19 protein-coding genes are annotated in these 21,582 nt (G+C 52.6%); 13 read left to right on the plus strand and 6 right to left on the minus strand.

Translation table 11 applies throughout. The features are described 5' to 3' along the window. The first annotated feature begins 97 nt into the window (after positions 1 to 97). From LKE08_RS21345 to LKE08_RS21355, 3 genes are read left to right on the plus strand one after another with little or no spacing between them, the layout of a single operon-like run. On the plus strand, positions 98 to 955 hold the full coding sequence (locus tag LKE08_RS21345) for a polysaccharide deacetylase family protein (RefSeq protein ID WP_324706279.1): 858 nt from the start codon (positions 98 to 100) through the stop codon (positions 953 to 955). Positions 956 to 975: 20 nt separating this feature from the next. Then, positions 976 to 2,268: a nucleotide sugar dehydrogenase gene (locus tag LKE08_RS21350; RefSeq protein ID WP_324706280.1), complete on the plus strand. Its 1,293-nt coding sequence runs from the start codon at positions 976 to 978 to the stop codon at positions 2,266 to 2,268. An 11-nt stretch (positions 2,269 to 2,279) separates the two neighbouring features. Beyond that, positions 2,280 to 3,293: an NAD-dependent epimerase gene (locus LKE08_RS21355; RefSeq protein WP_324706281.1), complete on the plus strand. Its 1,014-nt coding sequence runs from the start codon at positions 2,280 to 2,282 to the stop codon at positions 3,291 to 3,293. A gap of 79 nt (positions 3,294 to 3,372) precedes the next feature. Here the strand turns inward: LKE08_RS21355 and LKE08_RS21360 are convergent, their stop codons facing one another. Next, positions 3,373 to 4,791 carry a radical SAM protein gene (locus LKE08_RS21360; RefSeq protein ID WP_324706282.1) on the minus strand — a complete coding sequence of 473 codons (1,419 nt, stop codon included), beginning with the start codon at positions 4,789 to 4,791 and terminating at the stop codon, positions 3,373 to 3,375. A 190-nt stretch (positions 4,792 to 4,981) separates the two neighbouring features. Between LKE08_RS21360 and modA the strand changes: the two genes are divergently transcribed. From modA to LKE08_RS21385, 5 genes are all read left to right on the plus strand, one after another. Then, entirely contained in the window at positions 4,982 to 5,779 is a 798-nt protein-coding gene (gene modA, locus LKE08_RS21365) for a molybdate ABC transporter substrate-binding protein (protein WP_324706283.1), read from the plus strand. A gap of 32 nt (positions 5,780 to 5,811) precedes the next feature. Continuing rightward, entirely contained in the window at positions 5,812 to 6,657 is an 846-nt protein-coding gene (gene modD, locus LKE08_RS21370) for a ModD protein (protein WP_324706284.1), read from the plus strand. A 136-nt stretch (positions 6,658 to 6,793) separates the two neighbouring features. Continuing rightward, complete coding sequence (modB, locus tag LKE08_RS21375) at positions 6,794 to 8,695, plus strand: molybdate ABC transporter permease subunit (protein WP_324706285.1); 1,902 nt, start codon at positions 6,794 to 6,796, stop codon at positions 8,693 to 8,695. A gap of 10 nt (positions 8,696 to 8,705) precedes the next feature. Next, complete coding sequence (locus tag LKE08_RS21380; RefSeq protein ID WP_324706286.1) at positions 8,706 to 8,915, plus strand: molybdopterin-binding protein; 210 nt, start codon at positions 8,706 to 8,708, stop codon at positions 8,913 to 8,915. Between the two features lie 182 nt (positions 8,916 to 9,097). Further along, positions 9,098 to 9,685, plus strand: coding sequence for a PAP/fibrillin family protein (locus LKE08_RS21385; protein ID WP_324706287.1), 588 nt, complete (start codon positions 9,098 to 9,100; stop codon positions 9,683 to 9,685). 262 nt (positions 9,686 to 9,947) lie between these two features. On the opposite strand, the gene LKE08_RS21390 is transcribed toward LKE08_RS21385, so the two are convergent. Both LKE08_RS21390 and LKE08_RS21395 read right to left on the minus strand, forming a co-directional pair. After that, positions 9,948 to 10,433: a hypothetical protein gene (locus LKE08_RS21390; protein ID WP_324706288.1), complete on the minus strand. Its 486-nt coding sequence runs from the start codon at positions 10,431 to 10,433 to the stop codon at positions 9,948 to 9,950. 242 nt (positions 10,434 to 10,675) lie between these two features. After that, positions 10,676 to 11,467: an MOSC domain-containing protein gene (locus LKE08_RS21395; RefSeq protein WP_324706322.1), complete on the minus strand. Its 792-nt coding sequence runs from the start codon at positions 11,465 to 11,467 to the stop codon at positions 10,676 to 10,678. A gap of 217 nt (positions 11,468 to 11,684) precedes the next feature. On the opposite strand from LKE08_RS21395, the gene LKE08_RS21400 reads away from it, so the two are divergent. From LKE08_RS21400 to LKE08_RS21420, 5 genes are all read left to right on the plus strand, one after another. After that, positions 11,685 to 12,644: a 3'(2'),5'-bisphosphate nucleotidase gene (locus LKE08_RS21400; protein ID WP_324706289.1), complete on the plus strand. Its 960-nt coding sequence runs from the start codon at positions 11,685 to 11,687 to the stop codon at positions 12,642 to 12,644. Between the two features lie 210 nt (positions 12,645 to 12,854). Beyond that, the gene (locus tag LKE08_RS21405; protein ID WP_324706290.1) at positions 12,855 to 14,150 is read left to right on the plus strand and encodes a serpin family protein; all 1,296 of its coding nucleotides are present in this window, start codon (positions 12,855 to 12,857) and stop codon (positions 14,148 to 14,150) included. 139 nt (positions 14,151 to 14,289) lie between these two features. Continuing rightward, positions 14,290 to 15,000 (plus strand): hypothetical protein, encoded by a 711-nt coding sequence (locus tag LKE08_RS21410; protein ID WP_324706291.1) that lies wholly within the window; start codon positions 14,290 to 14,292, stop codon positions 14,998 to 15,000. A 63-nt stretch (positions 15,001 to 15,063) separates the two neighbouring features. Beyond that, positions 15,064 to 17,640: a leucine--tRNA ligase gene (gene leuS / locus LKE08_RS21415; protein WP_324706292.1), complete on the plus strand. Its 2,577-nt coding sequence runs from the start codon at positions 15,064 to 15,066 to the stop codon at positions 17,638 to 17,640. Positions 17,641 to 18,055: 415 nt separating this feature from the next. Then, complete coding sequence (locus LKE08_RS21420) at positions 18,056 to 19,063, plus strand: tetratricopeptide repeat protein (protein ID WP_324706293.1); 1,008 nt, start codon at positions 18,056 to 18,058, stop codon at positions 19,061 to 19,063. Between the two features lie 75 nt (positions 19,064 to 19,138). On the opposite strand, the gene LKE08_RS21425 is transcribed toward LKE08_RS21420, so the two are convergent. The 3 genes from LKE08_RS21425 to LKE08_RS21435 are packed head-to-tail and all read right to left on the minus strand — an operon-like array spanning position 19,139 to position 21,528. After that, complete coding sequence (locus LKE08_RS21425) at positions 19,139 to 19,705, minus strand: HD domain-containing protein (protein ID WP_324706294.1); 567 nt, start codon at positions 19,703 to 19,705, stop codon at positions 19,139 to 19,141. Continuing rightward, entirely contained in the window at positions 19,698 to 20,870 is a 1,173-nt protein-coding gene (locus LKE08_RS21430) for a TauD/TfdA family dioxygenase (protein ID WP_324706295.1), read from the minus strand. Before LKE08_RS21430 ends, LKE08_RS21425 begins: the two co-directional genes overlap by 8 nt. 31 nt (positions 20,871 to 20,901) lie before the next feature. Beyond that, complete coding sequence (locus LKE08_RS21435) at positions 20,902 to 21,528, minus strand: methyltransferase domain-containing protein (RefSeq protein WP_324706296.1); 627 nt, start codon at positions 21,526 to 21,528, stop codon at positions 20,902 to 20,904. Positions 21,529 to 21,582 lie beyond the last annotated feature (54 nt).

Below are 21,582 nucleotides of genomic sequence, written 5' to 3' on the forward strand. Positions count from 1 at the left end.
CACAACTGTATCTACGACAAGCTAGAAGCTTGTGCTACACAACTGTATCTACGACAAGCTAGAAGCTTGTGCTACACGATGTTGAGATTTGGGAATCATGGCTTCTATTTTCGGACAAAACCGCATCGCGATCGCCTCCATTGACGTGGAGCCCGACTGGGGGGGGAGACTGCCCGCCCAGCCGGAATATTTGCGGGGCGTCCGGATGGGAATTCCGGCGATTTTTGAGATTTTGCAGAAATATGAAATCCCCGCCACCCTATTTGTGAACGGGGAAAGCGTCCCCCACATTTCCGAGGCGTTGAATTTGGCAGTATCCGCAGGGTATGAAATCGCCTCCCACGGCTTCACCCACCGCCGGATGCCGGAATTGTCGCGGGAGGAAATACGAGAAGAATTATCGAAATCGAAAGCAGTGTTAGAAACTGCCACGGGGCAAACGGTATCGGGATTTCGCGCCCCCCAGGCGAGAATTACGGACGGGCTATTTGCCGAATTGAAACGGGCGGGTTACGAGTACGATTCCTCTGTTTTTGGCGGAAAAATGCCGACCCGATTCGACAACCGGGAAGTGTCGCAACTTCCCCACATGAGAGAAGGAATTTGGGAAATTCCTGTGAATCAATTGCCGTTGATTCCCTTGCCGATGGGGCTGCTGTGGGTGGATTTATTCAACCTATCCTCAATTCAATTATTGACGCAATTTTCTCCCCTGCCATCCCTGGTACATTTATATATGCACCCCTTCGATTTTATCCCCGCCTATCCGGTGGAGGGGTTCGCTATTCCTCGGGGGGCGAAACTGTGGTATACTCGCCGTCGGGGTTCGGCGTTGCGGACGCTGGAAAAGGCGATCGCCTGGTTGCGACTCTCGGGTTATTCTTTTGTGACGGCGGGGGAATTGGTGAAATTGGAAAAATCCGGAGAAACGCCCCTCGTTAACACCCCAGTTTAAACTGCAAGAAACCATCGGGAATGATACCGCTTTCAGAACATAAAATAGCCGTCATCGGTTTGGGATACGTCGGTTTGCCCGTCGCCGTCGCCTTCGCGGAACAGTTTCCGGGGACGGTGGGATTTGACATTAATATAGACCGGGTATTAGAATTAAAACAGGGGTGCGATCGCACCGGGGAGGTGTCGCCGGAAGTCCTGAACAATTCCCCCCTGAAAGTGACGGCAAATCTGGAAGAAATCGGCGATCGCAACTTTTTCATCGTCGCCGTCCCCACCCCCGTAGACGACAACCACCAACCCAATTTGACACCCCTGATGAGGGCTTCCGAAAGTTTGGGAAAAATTATCAAACCGGGGGATATTATCGTTTACGAATCCACCGTTTATCCGGGGGTGACGGAGGAGATCTGCGGCGGAATTTTAGCCCGGGTTTCCGGGTTGAAACAGGGGGTCGATTTCAAACTGGGATATTCCCCGGAACGGATCAATCCGGGCGATCGCACCCACAGCCTCGAAAAAATCGTCAAAGTGGTGTCGGGGGAAGACGAAGCCACCCGGAAACGCATCGCCGCCGTCTACGGAAAAGTGGTGAAAGCGGGGGTGTACGAAACCCCCAGCATCAAGGTAGCCGAAGCCGCCAAAGTGATCGAAAATATTCAGCGGGATCTCAATATCGCCTTAATGAACGAATTGGCAATTATTTGCGATCGCCTCCACATTCGCACCCACGACGTCCTCGCCGCCGCCGGGACCAAATGGAATTTTCTCCCCTTCACCCCCGGACTCGTCGGGGGACACTGCATCGGCGTCGATCCCTACTACCTCACCACCAAAGCCGAACAGTTGGGATACCACCCCCAAGTTATTTTAGCCGGACGCCGCATCAACGACAGCATGGGCACCTATCTCGCCCAGCGTTTGGTTAAATTGTTAGTGGAAGCCGATCGCCCCATCTCCGGCGCCCGAGTCGCCATTTTCGGCCTCACATTCAAGGAAAATGTCCCCGATCTCCGCAACAGCCGCGTCCCCGATATCGTCGCCGAATTGAAGCAATTTGGCATCGAGCCCCTCATCCACGATCCCCTCGCCAATCCTAACCTCGCCCGCCGGGAATATGATATGACATTAATAGACTGGTCGGACTTGTGCAATTTAGATGCGATCGTCCTGGCGGTGCCCCATCAATTTTATTTGGAGATGCCACCGGAACAATTGCTGGCTGGCTTGAATATTCGGGGTGTTGTGATGGATGTCAAATCCGTTTTAGATCCGGCTTTGATGACATCCGAGGTTCACTACTGGAGTTTGTAGGAGAAAAGTTAGTGAAAATTTTAGTAACTGGTGCGGCGGGATTTATCGGTTTTCACCTGTGTCAGCGGCTGCTGGAACGGGGAGATACGGTGGTCGGAATTGACAATATCAACGATTATTACGAAGTGTCTTTGAAGGAGAACCGCCTCGCCCAACTTAAGCCCCAAGAAGCCTTTACATTTTATCAGTTGGATTTGTGCGATCGCCCCGGGATCGAAAAGCTATTTTCCGACCACCATTTTGATGCGGTCGCCAACATGGCGGCCCAGGCGGGCGTCCGCTATTCCCTCGAAAATCCCTACGCCTACGTTGACAGCAATTTGGTGGGATTTATGAACATCTTAGAATGCTGTCGCCATCACCAGATCAAACACCTGGTTTTCGCCTCCTCCAGTTCGGTTTACGGGTCTAACAAAACCGTGCCTTTTTCCGTCGAAGATTATGTCGATTATCCGGTAAGTTTGTACGCGGCGACCAAGAAAGCCAACGAACTGATGGCCCACAGCTACAGCCACCTCTACAACATCCCCGTTACCGGACTGCGATTTTTCACGGTTTACGGCCCCTGGGGTCGCCCGGATATGGCGATGTTTATCTTTACTAAAGCCATTCTGGCCGATCGGCCGATCAACATTTTCAACTACGGAGATATGAAGCGAGATTTCACCTACGTCGATGATGTGGTCGAGGGGGTGGTTCGGGTCATCGATCGCATCCCAACTGCGGGAGAAGACGGCACCGAAATTGGCGGAGTTAAAACTACCGCACCCTATAAAGTTTACAACATCGGCAATAATAAGCCGGTTGAATTGATGTATTTGATCGAAGTCCTGGAAAAATTGTTGGGGAAAAAGGCTGAAAAAAATATGCTTCCCATGCAGCCCGGAGATTTGGCGATCACCTATGCCAATGTGGATTCCCTGATCGAGGATGTCGGCTTCCAACCCAGCACCCCCATTGAAGTGGGGGTGGAACGGTTTATTTCTTGGTACAAATCCTATTATAATGTAGGGAGTAGGGAGTAGGGAATAGGGAGTAGAAAAGAAAAAAGTTGGAATGTGAGGAGGGCAGGCGCGGAGGCACTGCCCCTACAGGTGGGATGGGTTATTTTTTGAACAGCAAAAAGTAAAACCCTTCCAAAGAATTGAGGAATTGGTGCGGGGTGCGGATGCCGAAAATCCGCTTTAATAGATAAGCAGGACGCAGGTAAAATCCCCGCTTTACCTGTTGGTGAATCTCAAAAATTTCCTCGTTGGAAAGGGTCTGATTCTGCCAGATGGGTTTGCTGGCGGAAGACTCGAATACCAGTTCTTCTTCGCTGGCCCAGCCGTTGGCGAGGGCATCTTTTCGGAAGGCGGTTCCGAACCGGGGGACGGCAATATTAAAAGAGGCGAAATCTAAATCCAGCTTTTTGGCAAATTCGAGGGTTTTGAACGTGGATTCCCGCGTGTCTCCGGGGAGTCCGAGGATGAAGGTGCCGACGGTTTCGATCGCATATTTTTTACACAGGGCGATCGCTTCCAACATCTGGTTTTGTTGGGTATTTTTTTCGTACTTTTTCAACAGTTCTTCGTCCGCCGATTCGATGCCGAACATGATGGTATGGCATCCCGCCTCTTTCATCGGTTTGGCGATCGCTTCGTTGAGCACGTCAACCCGCGTGAAACAGGTCCAACTCATGTTTAAAGGCTTCAGAGCTTCGCACAGTTCTAAGGTCCGCTTTTTATTGACTCCGAAGGTCTGATCGCGGAAAAACAGTTCCCGCACTCCCAAGGATTTCAACAGTTCAATTTCGGCGACGACATCCGCCACCGGACGCAGCTTGAAACCCAAGGTGCTGATCGGGCAAAATGTACAACTGTAGGCACAGCCGAAATCGGTTAAAATTGAGGCGAATTTCCCCCGCCGTTCAAAGGGGAAGCGGTAACTGTCGATGGGGAATAAGTCCCAGCGGGGGGTGGGGATGCGGAAATTTCCGTTGCCGTGGATCTCCTCCCCGGCGACAATTTCTCCCCCGTGGCGGTAGATGATATTATTGATGACCTCCCCCGTCCCGTTTTGGAGATATGTGATAATATCGTCGGTGGAAAAATCCAGCAAAATGGCATCCAAAAATGGGTGCATTTCCAGGGCTTCGTCTTGGAATTCCCGGTAGATGTCGCCCGTCCCGATAAAGCGAGTTTCGGGAAGGGTTTGTTTGAGTTGGGTGATGAAGGGAACGTCTAAATTATAAGAAGGGGACGAGATCAGAAATAAAATCACGTCCGGGGCGATCGCTTCCACCCGCCGCCGACATTCTTCCTCAGTTAAAGATTCGGCGATCGCATCGATCACCGCCACCGGAAACGCCTCGGATAGGGTTCCACTCAAATACACCAAATCGACGGGGTGGTAGTAATAATGGGCTTTGGAAACTTTGGTACAATAGTAGTCCCGAAAGTATTTTTTATCCCCCGGCGGGTTCAGCAGCAGGACGGTTTGTTTCTCCGTCGCAGTGGACGGGGTTTCGGTTAGGGTTTGCATGACTCCTCACAAGGGCGATCGCACAGCAATTCAGGGATATCATAGCGACTGACCGGCAATTTTTGCTACGGGTAAAGGTAACTACCGATACAGACGCGATCAATCCAACTGCATAATAATATACCCAAGTTCGCCATAGGACCCGTTCAGCCGTGCTTTTTAGCCGAATACCCAAAACATCTAATTTCCCATGTCCCAAAGACGCTTATTTCCCCTAATGCTACGGGGTTTTGCCGCCTTTTGCTTGGCGATCGCGGTCAGTTGTGCCCAACAACAACCCGCCCCCGAGTCCGAAGCGACCACCCTGTTAATTTCCGCCGCCGCCAGCGTCACCGACGCGATGGAAGAGGTGGCAACGCTCTATCCCGAACAACAGCCAAACACCACGATTCAACACAACTTCGGTTCTTCCGGGGCGCTGCAACAACAAATTGAACAAGGGGCACCAGCCGACATTTTTCTTTCAGCAGCTCAACGGCAGATGGATGCCTTGGAAGAACAAGATTTTATCCGTCCAGAAACCCGAAAGAACTTGTTGCAAAATACCATTGTTTTAATCGTACCCCAAGATAGCGAAACTGTCAACAGCTTTTCCGACCTGACCTCCGGAAACCTCCGTCGCATTGCCGTGGGAGAATTTGCATCGGTTCCCGCCGGACAGTACGCCGAAGAAGTGCTGACCAATTTGGGCATTTTGGAAGACATTCGGGATAAATTGGTATTCGGAAATAACGTCCGCCAGGTGCTTTCCTTTGTCGAGGCAGGGAACGCCGACGCGGGGTTGGTTTACGCCACGGATGCCGCCTTGAGCGATCGCATCAGAATCGTAGAAAATGCCCCCGCCAATAGCCACTCCCCCATCGTCTACCCCATCGCCGTCGTCCAAGATAGCGAAAATCCGGAAGCCGCCCAAAGTTACCTCGAATTTCTATCCGGAGAAACGGCAAAGTCCGTGTTTGAAAAATACGGATTTAAAATGGCAACTTGAAGCCAAATTTTGACCCCTCAACCACGAGTCCAATGGTTTTCATTCCCGAACAACTCATCGATCGCCTGATTCAAGAAGATGTCCCCTACTTCGACCTCACCACCCACGCCCTCAACTTTGGCGAAAAACCGGCGGAAATTCGCTACGCGACCCGCCATCAAACCCGCCTCGCCTGCGTGGAAGAAGCCGCCGCGATGTTGACGAAAGTGGGGGCGGAAATTACCTTAAAAGTTGATAGCGGTCAAACCCTCGAAACCGGAACTCCCATCTTAATTGCCACCGGAAAAGCCGGGGCTTTGCACGCTGTCTGGAAAGCCTCCCAAAACCTGCTGGAATACGCCTGCGGTGTGGCGACAAAAACCCATCGTTTGGTTCAACTCGCCCGGGAAGTCAACCCCCAGGTGATGCTGTACACCACCCGCAAATCCATCCCCGGAACCAAAGCGATCGCCGTCCGGGCCATTCTCGCCGGGTCAGCCTATCCCCACCGTTTGGGGCTCTCGGAAAGTATCCTGATTTTTGAACAGCATCTCAACTTTATCGGCGGCCTCGAAGGATTGATTCAAAAACTGCCAATTCTCAAACCTCAGATGTTGGAAAAAAAGATCGTCGTCGAAGTGTCGGAAGCCGAAGATGCGATCGCCCTGGCGGAGGCCGGAATCGACGAAATTCAATTCGACAAAGTGTCCGCCGCCGACTTATCCCAAATCATCCCCAAACTCAAATCCATCCATCCCGGAATGTCCCTACTGGCGGCGGGGGGAATCGACGAAGCCAACATCGCCGAATATGCCGCCACCGGCATTAACGGCATCGTCTCCACTTCCCCCTACTACGCCAAACCCGCCAACATCGACGTCAAAATTTTGCCCATTTGATCGGTCTGTTATCTAGGCTACAAACTTTCCCACAGTTTTGTGGGAAAAATAGAAAAATATAAAACCCAAAACAGTTTAAAATCGGCGTTTAATAACTGTCTGTATTTGCCCGACTGATGATGACAGGTAATTGATCATGCCAGCCGACCTCTCGCCCCTGTGGATTTCCTTAAAAATTGCCACGATCGCCACAGGTTTTACATTTTTATTGGGGATAATCGCCGCCTACAAACTCCAGGGTTATCGCGGACGCGGGAAATCCCTGATCGACGGAATCTTCATTTCTCCCCTGATTTTGCCCCCCACCGTCGTGGGATTTATTCTCCTGCAAATTTTCGGCCGGCGGGGACTGCTAGGTCCCCTGTTGGATCTGTTGAAAATCGACATCGTTTTTACCTGGTACGCGGGCATCATCGCCGCCACTGTGGTGACATTTCCGCTGATGTACAAAACCGCCTCCGGGGCCTTTGAACAGATCGATGCTAACCTGTTGAGTTCGGCGAGAATTTTGGGGGCTTCGGAACTGTCAATTTTTTGGCGGGTCGCCCTTCCCCTGGCGTTTCCGGGCATTATTTCTGGGGCGACATTAGCCTTCGCTCGAGGACTCGGAGAATTCGGGGCGACGCTGATGCTGGCGGGCAACATTCCCGGCGTCACCGAAACCATTCCATTGGCGATTTATTCTGCGGTGGAAGCCGGAAAAATGGGGGAAGCGTGGGTTTGGTCGGGGGGGATTTTATCAATTTCCCTGTCGGCGATTACGGCGGTGAACCTGTGGACGGGGCGGCGTCGATCGCGTCAAGAAAAACCCCAAAAAATTCCCAAAATTAAAACCCAACTGGACTTGATGATCTCCGACTATCCGGCGATCGCATCCGGGTTGCAGGTGAATATTTACAAGGAACTCTCCGGCTTTTCCCTGCAAGCCAAATTGGACGGATATTGCGAACAACCGCTGGCAATTTTGGGGGCGTCCGGAACCGGAAAAAGCATGATTTTGCGGTGTATCGCCGGCATGGAAACCCCCACCTCCGGACGCATCGTTTTAAACGGCCGGGTGCTGTTCGACTCCGAACGGGGTATCGACCTCCCCAGCCGCGATCGCCGCGTGGGTTTTCTGTTTCAAAATTACGCCCTCTTTCCCCATCTAACAATTGCCCAAAATATCGCCTTTGGCTTGCCTCGGGGACTCTCTTCTCGTCAAATTAAGCAACGAGTCGAACAGCAGTTGATCCGCGTCCGACTGCCCGGAATGGGCGATCGCTACCCCCACCAACTCTCCGGCGGACAACAGCAGCGAATTGCCCTCGCCCGGGCTTTAGCCGGAGAACCGGAAATCCTGCTATTAGACGAGCCCTTTTCCGCCCTCGACAGCCACCTCCGATATCAGATGGAACGGGAATTAATCCAAATTCTCGACACCTATTCCGGCGTCACCTTATTTGTCACCCACAACCGTTCCGAAGCCTATCGAATTTGTCCCCGATTATTAATTATGGATCGGGGCCGAGTCGCCGCCTACGGGGCCACCCGAGATCTATTCGACACCCCCCCCACTTTAGTCGCCGCCCAACTCACCGGATGCAAGAATTTTTCCCGGGCGATCGCCATTTCCGAACGGGCGATCGAAGCCCCCGACTGGGGCTGTCAATTGCAATTCTCAAACCCCCTGCCCCAAAAATTAACCCACATCGGAATCCGGGCGTATCAAGTGGGGGAAAGCCTGAATTTATGGCCAGAAAGCGACCATCCCCATGCCGAAAACACCTTTTCCTGTTGGGTCGTCTCCACGATCCAATCCCCCAAACACATCGCCCTCTACCTCAAGTTAAATCATCCCCCCAGTCATCCCGAAGATTATCAGCTACAGGCCGATATTTCCCACGAAAAATGGCAGGAAATGAACGGGCAACCCTTCCCCTGGAAAATTCAGTTAAATCCCGAAAAAATCATGTTGCTTTTGCCCAAAGATTATGATAGCATAAATTCGCCAAAATTCGAGAATAATTTCAGTCCAAAATCCAACTCTATGCTGTGAGGAAAATGCCATGAAATTGAGCGCCAGAAACACCATCAAAGGAACCGTTAAAAAACTCGTTGTCGGCGCAGTCAACGCCGAAGTCACCCTAGAAGTCGCCCCCGGCGTCGAGGTCGTTTCCATTATCTCGAAAGCCTCGGCGGAGAGTTTGGGACTCTCCGAAGGTTCGGAAGCCTACGCGGTGATCAAAGCCAGCAACGTCATGTTGGCCGTCGAATAGCCACTCCGCAAACTGTTAAATCCCCCATCTTCAATGATCGGTCGATGGGGGTCTGCTAGAATATCACTTGAGGTTGTGTCCGGTTGAGAATCAAAGTTGTTAGAATTGAGTCACCTTGAAAAATTCGCATCTTCCATGTCGTCAGGTGTCGGATCAATTGGATTGAGGGACTCTAAATCAATATGATTAAAAAAGCAACTTTGCTGGAAGCCATCGCCGGAAAAAATCGGGGTTTGCTGGCCAGTCCGGCCGAAAAAACGGCAATTTTGTCCGCGATCGCCCAATTGGAAGATTACAATCCGACGCCGCGGCCGGTGGAGGCGGCGGAACTGTTGGACGGAAACTGGCGCCTCCTCTACACCAGCAGCGACGAACTGTTGGGAATCGATCGCGTCCCAGTCTACAACTTGGGGCAGGTTTACCAATGTATCCGCGCCAAGGAAGGCAAAATCTACAACATCGCCGAAGTGACCGGCATCCCCTATTTGGAGGGAATGGTCAGTGTCGTCGCCCGGTTTGAAGCCGTCTCCGAGCGCCGGGTGCAGGTGAAATTCAACCGCTTCGTGGTGGGTTTGCAGCGCCTGATCGGATATCAATCCCCCAACCAATTAATCGACGCGATCGCATCGGGTCAAAAATTCCTGGCGGTGGATTTCAGCATCGCCGAACGGGACCAGCAGGGGTGGCTCGAAACCACCTATCTGGACGAAGATATGCGGATCGGGCGGGGCAATGTGGGCAGTGTATTTGTCTTAACTAAAGTAGCTTAAATTCTGGATTAAAAAACAGTTAGAAAAGGAGAATCATTCGATGGTTCATCAGGAGGCGATCGCCCGGTCCACGAAAGGCAACGGTCATCTGCAAGACATCACCGACCCAACTATGGGGAGTCGGGAGTCGGAAACTGATTCTCACTATTGCCTTTTGCCTGTTGCCTATTGCCTGATCAATCAAAAACCGGGTTTCTCGTCCGCGAAGCGGTTGAAACCCGGTTCTCCTCCGACCCGTCAAGCTGTCAATGTTTTCGATGGATTAGTTGACGAAAACTTCGCCCTCTTCGTTAATCCAAATCGCCCGTTCGTCGCCCTCCAATTCGTCCGTGGGATTGACCATAATCTGCACTTTTGAAGGGTCGTCAGTTTCTTCGGCGATCGCGGACAACAAACCGCCATCTTTCCGATAGATATTGAGGGTGGTTGGGGGTTCGACAGAGGTCAACATCACCGCCTCGGAAGGTCGTAAACGTCTCGCTTGTGTATCTCCCACCAACTGATAGGTGATCGGGGCATCCATCGTATTGATTAACTCGATGCTGACTTCGCCGTTTTCCGGTTGCAAATCGGCCGATAAAAATTGATAGCGACTGGCTAGATCGTGCATGGGGACATCGGTCGCCCCGTTCCCCCCGATCCATGGGGGCCTCGCCTCGACTCCCATCGGAGAAAAGGCTAACATGGCGGCGAAAATCCCGCCCGACAGGATGGCGAAGGGCTGCCAAACTTTCGATCGCAAATTCATAATTATCTCCCGCTGCTAACGTCTTGAATGTCAATTCAATTTAAAAATCTTCTAGTTTTAAGTTAGCAATTGCCGAGTCAAAATCCATCGTCCTTTCGAGATAATGTCGCAGAAAATTTTTGACCTCAACCGCCCGGGGTTCCTCCGAAAGTCTCAGAAAACAGGGGTTCGACTGCTGCGGATGCAGTTTTAAAAATGCCGATAACCGATGTTTTTTCGACTTTGATTTGCGAAAAATCCGATCAGTCTACAATTTTGACGATATCTCCCTTCGCGACCGTGCCACCTTCGATGATCGTGGCGATCACTCCAGTTTGGGCCTGTCCGAACCCTTCGGAAAGCTTGGAGAGGAGGGGAAAATCGCGATCGCCGCTGTCGGGGTTGACATCGATATTGAGACAGCGCCCGATGCGGGCCGTCACCTGCACCAGGGCCGGACCCAACCGGAGGCGACCCCCCACCCAGTCGAACTCCGCCCACGGATCGGCGCCATCGACGATAAAATTGGGGCGGAACCGCCGCGGGTCCATCGCCCCGAGTCCCACTTGGCGGGCGATATCGTCGAGGGTGGCTTGGGAGATGATGGAAATTTGGCCGCGATCGCGGTCTTGGTAGCGGGTTTCTCCCGTCGGCGTCCCCACCAGGCGCACCGGGGAGACGTGGGGGTGCCGCGCCGAAGGACTCGGCGTCAGGGTTTGCAGGTATTCAGTGAAAAAATCGCCCACGCGATCGCGCCCCTCCGAAGTCCCCACATCCGCCACCAGGACGGATTCCCCATTTCGTTTGATTTCCAGGGTGTGGCGAGTCCCATCGTAGGAACAATCCAGGGCGGCTAATTTTCCCCAGTCATTTTGGACGGCGAAATGCTTTTTAGAAAGCCAGGGCGTTCGGGGTTTCGGGGTTCCCGTGTCGGCGAACATGAGGGCGAAGGCGCGATCGCCCCGGATGCCAAAATTTTCCAGCAATTCCACGCGATCGCACCGCTGCGGCGTCAGGCCTTTGACAGGGTGCACGAAGATCTCCCGAATGTCGATTTTGTCCATTGTAAAATTTTGGATATTCAGAGTTTTTTTGAGTGGGAATTGTTAGAGTTTAACTCAAATTCGAGTCCGGTTCCGCGATCGCCTTTCATCCCCCCAGTTCGGAAATCTTGACGAGTACCCGACCAAGTGCCAAGCTGGGAAAGGAGCGGATCCAAACTGATTCACACCGGACCGGTCCATCCATCCCCAAAATCCTTGAGGAGTTTTCATGCCCTACGATCGCGAAAAACAGGTCGCCCTCGATGCCGTCCTCGCCGCCGCCCGACTCTGCGAACGGGTGCGCCAAGAGATTCCCCCCGCCATCGAAAAAGGAGATAAAAGCCCCGTCACGGTGGCCGATTTCGGTTCCCAGGCGATTATCTGCAAAGCCATCTCCGAAGCCTTTCCGGACGATGCGATCGTCGGCGAGGAAGATGCTACCGTCCTGCGATCGCCGGAAATGGCCGACAATTTGGCCAAAGTCACCGATTATGTGAAAGAGATTCTCCCGGAGGCGACCCCGGAGGACGTGGCGACTTGGATCGATCGCGGCAATGGCACTGTGGGGCGGCGGTTCTGGACCCTCGACCCCATCGACGGGACGAAAGGATTTCTCCGGAAGGACCAGTACGCGATCGCTTTGGCTTTGATCGAAGATGGGGAAGTGAAACTGGGAATTATGGGTTGTCCCGCCTACCCGACTGATACTGATATCCCCGGCATGGTGTTCGTGGCGGTGCGCGGAGAAGGGGCGACGATGAAACCGATCGCGGCGGGGGAATTTGCCCCGATCCGGGTCGTGAAGGCCGACGACGCCGAAAATCTGCGCTTCGTCGAAAGCGTCGAAGCCGCCCACGGCAACCAGTCCCGCCAAAATGCGATCGCCCAGGCCGTCGGAATTACCTCCCCCTCCGTGCGGATGGACTCCCAGGCCAAATACGGGGCGGTGGCCTCCGGACAAGCGGCCCTGTACCTGCGCCTCCCCTCCCCCAAATACCCCGACTACCGGGAGAATATTTGGGACCACGCGGCGGGGGCGATCGTCGTGGAAGAGGCCGGGGGCCGCGTCACCGACATGAACGGCAAACCCCTGGATTTCGCCTCCGACAGCAAGATGCACGACAACCGCGGCGTGGTGGTCAGCAACGGCATCATTCACGACACCGTTTTGGCAGCTTTGAAAGCGTAATTTTAGAGGGGGAAAATGTCCGGTGAAAGTGGCTTTCGGTCGGATATTTAAAAAGACGGCAACCGTTTTTTTTCGCCGTTCCGCCATCGATCGCCCCCTCTGCGACAACGGCTCTCCGGTCTATTCTTTGATGTTTTGAACTCGCCGGATTTGATCACTTTCGGGGCGATTCGCGATTGATATTCATTAACATTGAATCGGAGAACCCAAATGATGATCCGTCCCATGAAAGTGCAACCTTCCCGGCGTGAAAAATCCTCGCCCCCGCGATCGCGATTCCTACTCGCCCTCCTGCTGTCCGTTTGGGGAGTCTGCCACCCCGCCCTCGCCCATCCCCTGCCCGAACCGCCGGCCGATAATCCCCCCGAAATTGTCGCTGTGGAGAGTGATGCGATCGTGAATCAAAACAATCAATTTGCCCTGGATCTTTACAACCGACTGCAGACCGAAACGGGGGGAAATCTGTTTTTCTCCCCCTACAGCCTGTCCGTCGGAATGGCGATGACCTACGCCGGGGCGAGAACCGAAACCGCCGCGGAAATCGCCCGGGTGTTTCACTTCGAGCGATCGCCCGACAGCCTCCACCCGGAATTTACCACCCTCCTAAATAACATCAAAACTCGCACGAATTCTCAACTTTGCATCGTCAATCGCCTCTGGGGACAGTCCGGCTACACCTTCCAAGAACCGTTCCTGGAAATCACCCGCACCTACTACGATGCCCCCTTAACTCCGGTCGATTTTCGGGGAAATACGGAAGCGTCTCGGCAACAAATTAATGCCTGGGTCAGCCAAGAAACACAGAATCAAATTCGCGATCTCATTCCGGCCGGAATTTTGGACGAGTGGACCCGACTCGTCCTCACCAATGCCGTCTATTTCAAAGGCGATTGGCTGTTCCCATTTCCAGAAGAACTGACGGCGGGCGATCGCTTCACCCTCCCTTCCGGAGAAGAAATTACGGTGCCGATGATGCACCATCCCAAGGTTGCGATCGGCTACTATAAACTGCCCGACTTGCAAGTTTTAGAATTGCCTTACGCGGCAGGAAACTTGTCGATGGTCGTCCTGCTTCCCGACGAAAATAGCGATTTACAACAGTTGGAAAAAAAACTCACGATCGCCCGCTTGGAAAGCTGGATCGAGGCCAGTGAATATGTCGAACTCGAAGTCTGGTTTCCCAAATTTCAACTCACTTCGTCTTTTAAGATGAAATCGACCTTGAGTTCGATGGGGATGAAATCCGCATTTACCGAAGCGGCAGACTTGTCCGGCATCAGCCCGGAAAAACCGTTTTACCTGTACGATGTCGTCCACAAAGCCTTCGTGGACGTGAATGAGAGGGGAACCGAAGCCTCCGCCGCCACGGGAGTCATTGCCGGCAGTCGCAGCGCGGTTCGCGATCGCATCCGGGTTGATCGCCCCTTCATCTTCCTGATCAGAGACTTTGAAAGCGGCACGATCCTGTTTTTGGGCGCCGTCCTCAACCCCTTGGAGAGGGAGTAGGGAGTCGGGAGTCAGCCGTCGGCAGTCGGGATTTTTAATCGCTTTCTGAAATTGGCGGGTTTCGGAGACTCGGCTCCCATCCCCCGCCATTTTGTCAAACTGGGTGGTATGATCATTAAATAACCATCTAATCAACCGTATGGCTTGGCGGACACCTTTGGGCGATCGCACCTTGGCGGGTACGGAAGCCGATCTGTTCATTGCGGCCGTCCAACTGTTGGCCGAAGATCTCTATATTTTCGGCGACAATTTTGACGAGTTGGGATCTCAAACAGGAAATCCCCTATTTGATACGGCGACAACCCATCAAAAACTTTACTTATTAAATGACTGTTTATCCGCCCTTTTAAACCGGGCGATTCCCCCTCCGCCCCTCACCCACATTTTAGAAGCTGCGGTCTACCTTCCCTTCGCCTATTTAAAAATCCGAATTGAGGCGGAAGTCGAAACGGAACTCGAAGGAAATATCGACACCGACGAACGGACCCGATATTTTTTTCGCTCCTTCGTTTGGAAAGCCTATCAAGATCATGTTTTGTCGGACTGGGAAGCCCCCGACATCGAAGAGAACTTTTGGGAAATGGAGTCCTTCGACCGCCGCTCCACCAACTTGGATTACTGGGAAATCATCGTCGAAGATTTGGTGCATCGAATTTTGGGAAAATGCGAACGCTGGAAAATTACCGCGATCGACCCCAGTCTGGCCGACGGCGCCCACGACATCAGCATCCGCCTAGGAATTACCGACGACTACCTCAGAAACCGCATCGGAATCGTCACCGACGACATGGCACGAGCCGCCTATCGGGAAATCCACCGCTGGAGCATCAACGTCCCCTGGACGAATTGACCCCCGCATTGTGCAAAAATGGACGGTGACAATTGACGAGCAAGCCAGCACGGAGTGAAAGCTGTGGAGTCCCGATATCATCCCACATCCATCGAACACAAGTGGCAAACCACCTGGGCGGAACGGGGCCTGTACCGAACCCTGACAGACCCCCAGAAGCCCAAGTTTTACGCCCTATCCATGTTTCCCTACCCCTCGGGAAGCCTGCACATGGGTCACGTCCGCAACTACACCATCACCGACGTGATCGCCCGACTCAAGCGGATGCAGGGATACCGCGTCCTGCACCCGATGGGGTGGGACGCCTTCGGGCTTCCGGCCGAAAACGCCGCCATCGATCGCGGCATCCCCCCCGCCGAGTGGACGAACCAAAACATCGCCCAAATGCGGGACCAACTGCAACGCCTCGGCTTTTCCATCGACTGGGAAGCCGAAGTCGCCACCTGTTCCCCCGACTATTACAAATGGACCCAGTGGATTTTCCTGCAATTTTTCCAAGCCGGACTCGCCTACCAAAAAGAATCCGCCGTCAACTGGGACCCCATCGACCAGACGGTATTGGCCAACGAACAGGTCGATAACGAGGGGTGTTCCTGGCGGTCTGGCGCCAAAGTGGAGCGGAAATTGCTCCGCCAGTGGTTCCTGAAAATCACCGACTACGCCGAAGAACTCCTCAACGACTTGCAAAAACTCCCCGGCTGGCCGGAACGGGTACGACTGATGCAGGAAAACTGGATCGGCAAATCCGTCGGCGCCCGTTTGGACTTCCCCGTGGCCGGACACGACGCGACAATCTCCGTCTTCACCACCCGCCCCGATACAATTTATGGGGTGACGTATGTTGTCCTCGCCCCGGAACATCCCCTGGTGGCGAAAGTCACCACCCCAGACCGGAAAGCGGACGTGGAGGCATTCATCGCAGAAGTCACCGCCGAAAGCGAGATGGAACGGACCGCCGAGGACAAGCCCAAACGTGGCGTGCCCACCGGCGGGAAGGCGATCAATCCCTTCACGGAAAAAGAAGTGCCCATCTGGATTGCCGATTATGTTCTGTACGAATACGGAACCGGGGCGGTGATGGGGGTTCCGGCCCACGATACCCGAGATTTCGCCTTCGCCACCCAGTACAGTTTGCCCATCCGGCAGGTGATCGTCCCCGACGACGCGGATAATGATAATGACCCCGACGAGGCGAAGGTTGCCTACACCGAACCGGGGATCATGGTGGAGTCCGGGCCGTTCAGCGGGGAACATTCCGCCCACGGCAAACAGGCGGTGATTGAATATGCCGAAGATGAGGGCTACGGCGAGGGGCGGATACAGTATCGGTTGCGGGACTGGCTGATTTCCCGACAGCGGTATTGGGGCTCTCCGATTCCCGTCATTCACTGTCCCGAGTGTGGGGCGGTTCCGGTGCCCGACGCCGATTTACCCGTGAAATTGCCGGAAAATGTGGAGTTCAGCGGCCGCGGGCCGTCTCCGTTGGCGAAGTTGGAGGATTGGGTGAATGTTCCCTGTCCGAGTTGCGGGACTCCGGCGAAGCGGGAGACGGACACGATGGATACTTTTATCGATTCGTCCTGGTATTTCCTCCGTTACCCCGACGCCAAAAATGAAACACAGGTATTTGACCCGGAAAAAACGAACGATTGGATGCCGGTGGATCAGTATGTGGGGGGCATCGAACACGCGATTCTGCACTTATTGTATTCTCGCTTTTTTACGAAAGTGTTGCGCGATCGCGGTTTGTTGAAGTGCGACGAACCCTTCCGGCGGCTGCTGACTCAGGGGATGGTACAGGGGTTGACTTATAAAAACCCGAAAACGGGCAAATATATCCCCGCCGGCCAGGTTAATCCCGACGACCCCAAAGATCCCGAGACGGGCGATCGCTTGGAGGTGTTTTATGAAAAAATGTCCAAATCCAAATACAACGGCGTCGATCCCCTGGTGGTGATGGAGAAATACGGGGCCGATACCGCCCGGATGTTCATCCTGTTTAAAGCCCCGCCGGAGAAGGATTTAGAATGGGACGACGCCGATGTTGAAGGACAGTTCCGCTTCCTGAATCGGGTGTGGCGGCTGGTGGCGGACTTTGCCAACCGTCAGCCTTCCGGCGGCAAAAAAGCCAAAAAAGGGAATCTCAACAAAGCCGAAAAAGACCTGCGGCGGGCAATTCACACCGCCATCAAAGAAGTGACGGAGGACCTGGAGGGGGATTACCAGTTCAATACGGCGGTGTCCGAGATGATGAAACTCAGTAACGCCCTCTCCGATGCCAAGGACCTGCGGGAGTCGCCGGTTTATGCTGAGGGAATCGAAACTCTGCTGAAGTTATTGGCGCCGTTTGCCCCCCACATCGCCGAGGAGTTGTGGCAAATGGTGGGCGGCGGGGAGTCCGTCCACGTCCAGTCCTGGCCCGAGTTGGACGAATCCGCATTGGCGGTGGATGAAATTACCCTGGTGATCCAGATTAATGGCAAAACCCGGGGGACGATTCCGGTTCCCAGCGGGGCGGACAAGCAAACCCTCGAAGATCTCGCCCGGGAATCCGAAGTCGCCCAACGCTATTTGGAGGGCAAACCAATCCGGAAAGCGATCGTCGTCCCCGGCAAATTGGTCAATTTCGTAGTGGCGTGAACCGTTTCAGTTGACTCGAAATTTCCCCCCAATTTCCGGCAGATGGGGGGATTTTCGATGGGGATTTGAGCCGAAGACGATCGCCCATAGCTATATGATTGCTATAATAGAATCTGTGCGGTGACTTGGAATCCTTTCTATTCGCCATGTGGGATCGGTGCAGAAATTTCTGACGAGCCGACTTCCCAAAAAGATGGAAAGGTTAAAATTTTGAAATCGATTCTATAGCGATCGCAGGATTTTTCCAAGCCGACAATTTGCCAACGTATCGTTTATCTGAACGGGTCAATCTATCCCCGCGTGACATCATCCCGATAACTGATATTGATTCCCCGTAGCCTGCCGAACGGTTGCCAGTCAATTCTATTAAAAACGCGACATTCTACCCCGAGCCAGTCATTTGAGGAGTTCTCCCATGAAAGCCAAAAAACTCTATCAACAAGGTTTGACAAAAGCCAAGCAAGGGAATTATCGAGGTGCTTTGAACGACCTGAATCGGGTTTTGGAAGAAAACCCCAATCACGCGATCGCCTACAACAATCGCGGGCTGTTGTATTACTACTTAAAAGACTACAAAAAAGCCATCAAAGATTTTAATAGCGCCCTGTTGATCGATGCCAAGCTGGTGGATGCTTATCTGAATCGCGGCAACGCCTGGCGGCATTTGGGGGAGTCGGAAAAGGCGCTGCGGGACTTGAAAAAAGCCCTGAAACTGAGTCCGAAGAGTGACGGAGTTTATAATAACTTGGGACTGGCGATCGCGCAAACCGGAAACAACGAAGAGGCGATCCTTCACTACAACCAAGCGATCGAAATCAACTCCCACAATCACAAAACCTATTACAATCGGGGCAGGGCTTATTATATTTTAGGGAAAAAGCAGGAGGCGATCGAAGATTTCAACCGCACCTTGAAGCTCGATCCCCACTATATCAAAGCCCACATCAATCGGGGTTTGTGCCTGCAGCAGTTGGGGCAATACGACGAGGCGATCGCCAACTACAACAGTGCCCTAAAAATCGATCCCTACAACGTCTACGCCTTCTACAATCGCGGTTGCGCCTACTACAGCCTCAAAGATGTCAAGGCGGCGATCGCGGATTTTGACCGGGCCCTGGCGATCGATCCCAGCTACATTAAAGCCTACTTAAACCGGGGTTTGGCGCGTTATAAAATCGGCGATCAAGTCGGCGCCAACAAAGACTTTTATCACGTCATGTGCGTCAACGCGGATGCCTACGTTTACTATCAGGCCCAAAGAAGCATCACCCAGGGCCAGAACTATTCCAAAGAAGCGCCGCAGGTGGAAATGAATCAGGGGGGAGAATACTTTCACACCACATTATTGAACGGAATGTGGGACGAAATCGATCTCAGCCACCGAGAATCGACCATCTGCGAAGCGGAATTTATCGACGATTGAAACGGTTTTTAGAAACCGGGTTGCTACAGCGATCTCGCCCGAACGGTTCGGACACAGATGTTGTGTGGTTAATGATCAGGATTTGATAGAACCATAAGGTTCCCGACTCAAAACTGACTCGAGCATCGGTCGAAAATCAGACAGGGACATGGTATCATAATTGGGGTCAAAAGACAATTGATCCCAGCCTTCGCAGAACATCAAAGTTCGTTCAAAAGCCGGATGCCCTTTGAACCGGTCGCGCTCGTTGCGATCGCGCCCGATAAAATGGTTGTAGTAATAGGCTTGAAACAGTTGGTGATGTTCCAGCATCCAAGCATTTTCCGGCGATATATAAGGGCGTAAAATCGCGGCGGCCATTTGACCGTGATTGTAGGGTGCGAGTTCTTCGCCAATATCGTGTAGCAAGGCACAAACCACCATTTCTTCGTCGGCCCCATCGCGAAATGCCCGTGTCGCTGTTTGCAAGCAATGTTCGAGGCTATTGACTTGACTTCCCAAGTGATAGTTTCGCAAGTTGAGCAAACTTTGAATAATTCGGTCTGGGATATTGTTGACCAGTTCTTCTTCAAAACATTTGAAGGAAAAATCACACTGTTCCCGAGTCAGGGTATCGAGTCGGGTGTAAGTTTGACTATCCATTGTCGCAGAAACCTCCGATTGATTTGTACAAAAATTCTACTGCATAAAAGTCCCGTCGCCCCGCAAAGTAGTTCCAGTCCATATAGGACACTTCTAGATGCCGAGATCCCGAACCGCGATCGAAGGCTTTGCGTCCGTGCAGAATTCGGAAATTCTGGACCAACAAGCAGTCTCCCGGCCGCATCCGGAAAGAGTATTCGTAAGCGGGATTTTTCAGGTAGCGAAAGAAGGTAGAGTAGGCTTCATAAAAACTTTCTACCTGCTCGAACGGTAAATCCAAGTCTAAATTTTTATGGCAGAAGAATATCTTCGCGACTTCCCCCGTATCTTTGACCTGGAGAATAGGCGTAGTCTGGGAAACGTAATAATGCCAGCTTTGATAGAATTGCGAGAAAGTGACAGGAGTGCGAGTCAAAATGTCAAAGTAACGGGGATAATCTCGACGAAAGTCTTCCGCCACTCGAAACCCATCGATGACGATAGACTCCCCTCCAGATGCTTCATTTTCTACACAATAAAGCAGTTGTACAATTTGGGGAGTGGGGAGGTAGGTAATATCCGTATGGGGCGATAAGCCATTGGCAAAGAAAGATAAGTCCTGACCCTCCGGGGACAAGGATTTGTCTCCATCTTTTGGAGTTGCTTTGACGGTGCAGTAAGGACCATTTTGACCGAGATAGTAAGTCGGCCCGATGGAAGACATGAACCCATTTAACTTCTCCCAAGGCATTTTTCGCAATCGGGTAAAGCCCAGGGTAGAGAGTTGATTCATCCAAGGTTCAAAACAATCCGGTTTATAATCGCACCACTCGGGTGGATTACTTTCCAACATGGCTGGGTCCCAAAGTACCTTTTCCCGGGGAGCCAATCTCGGCTCGGGTTGGGGGTCATAAGCGCGATTTAATAGCCAAGATACGGGAAAAATACTGCGATGGGGTGGGTTTTCTTCCCAGTCAATGATGAGCGTTTCATCGTGCAACTTCGCTGATTTTGGTTTGGGCAGTTCTACGGCATCACTCAGATCTTGAATTTTTTGAAAGGAACTGGGATGGTGACATTTGGGACACAAACAATGGTCGTACAACCAGATGTAATGAAATCGCTTGCCGCGCACGGTCAAAAAGCGATCGCTCTGGGTTAATAAATTCTCTTCTAGATTCTGCATTAATTTTATCTCCTCAGTTTCTCTGCCCAAATCAGCAAACTTGATAAGCCCAGACTTGCAAATAAATATCCGGTTCGGCTTCCGGGAGGTTGAGGAACGGTTCTCCTGTTTCCACCAACCGCCATTTGCCTTCTGCTTCCAGGGCGGCTTGCTGATCTTTGAAATCGCTGTTTTCGTAATAGTCCGGGCGGATAGTAAAAACGATGTATCCTCCCGGTTTGGTAATCCGGATCAGTTCGTCAAACCCGCGGCTCGGCGCATGACCCAATGTAAACGTGCCCACACTAATAATGGCATCAAACCGGTCAGTTGTCAACTCCAACGGTTCGCCCAAGATGCCTTGGTGAAATCCGGTATAAACATTTTTTTTCCGCGCTTCTTCCAGCATTCCGGCCGACAGATCCATCGCTTCTATATTGCGGTAGCCCCGCCGGTGGAGGATTTCGCCGACCAAACCCGTTCCGGCGCCCGCATCTAATATGCTGGCATCCTTGGAGACATATTTGCCCAAAACGTCCGCCGCCGGTTCCGGCCCGGTGTAGTTTTCCGGCAACAAATCTCCCTCGTATTCTTTCGCCCATTCGTCATATCTTTTCGCCAATTCTTCGGGACTCTTGGCACTGTAAACCAAATGCACTTTGTCGGTTTTTTTGTTCATTTTGTGAGAGTTTTAATCGCGTATTTTCAGATGGCAATCAGCAGTTAGCCCTTC

It is taken from the genome of Lyngbya sp. CCY1209, from assembly GCF_035615495.1.
Taxonomy (GTDB): Bacteria; Cyanobacteriota; Cyanobacteriia; order Cyanobacteriales; family Microcoleaceae; genus Limnospira.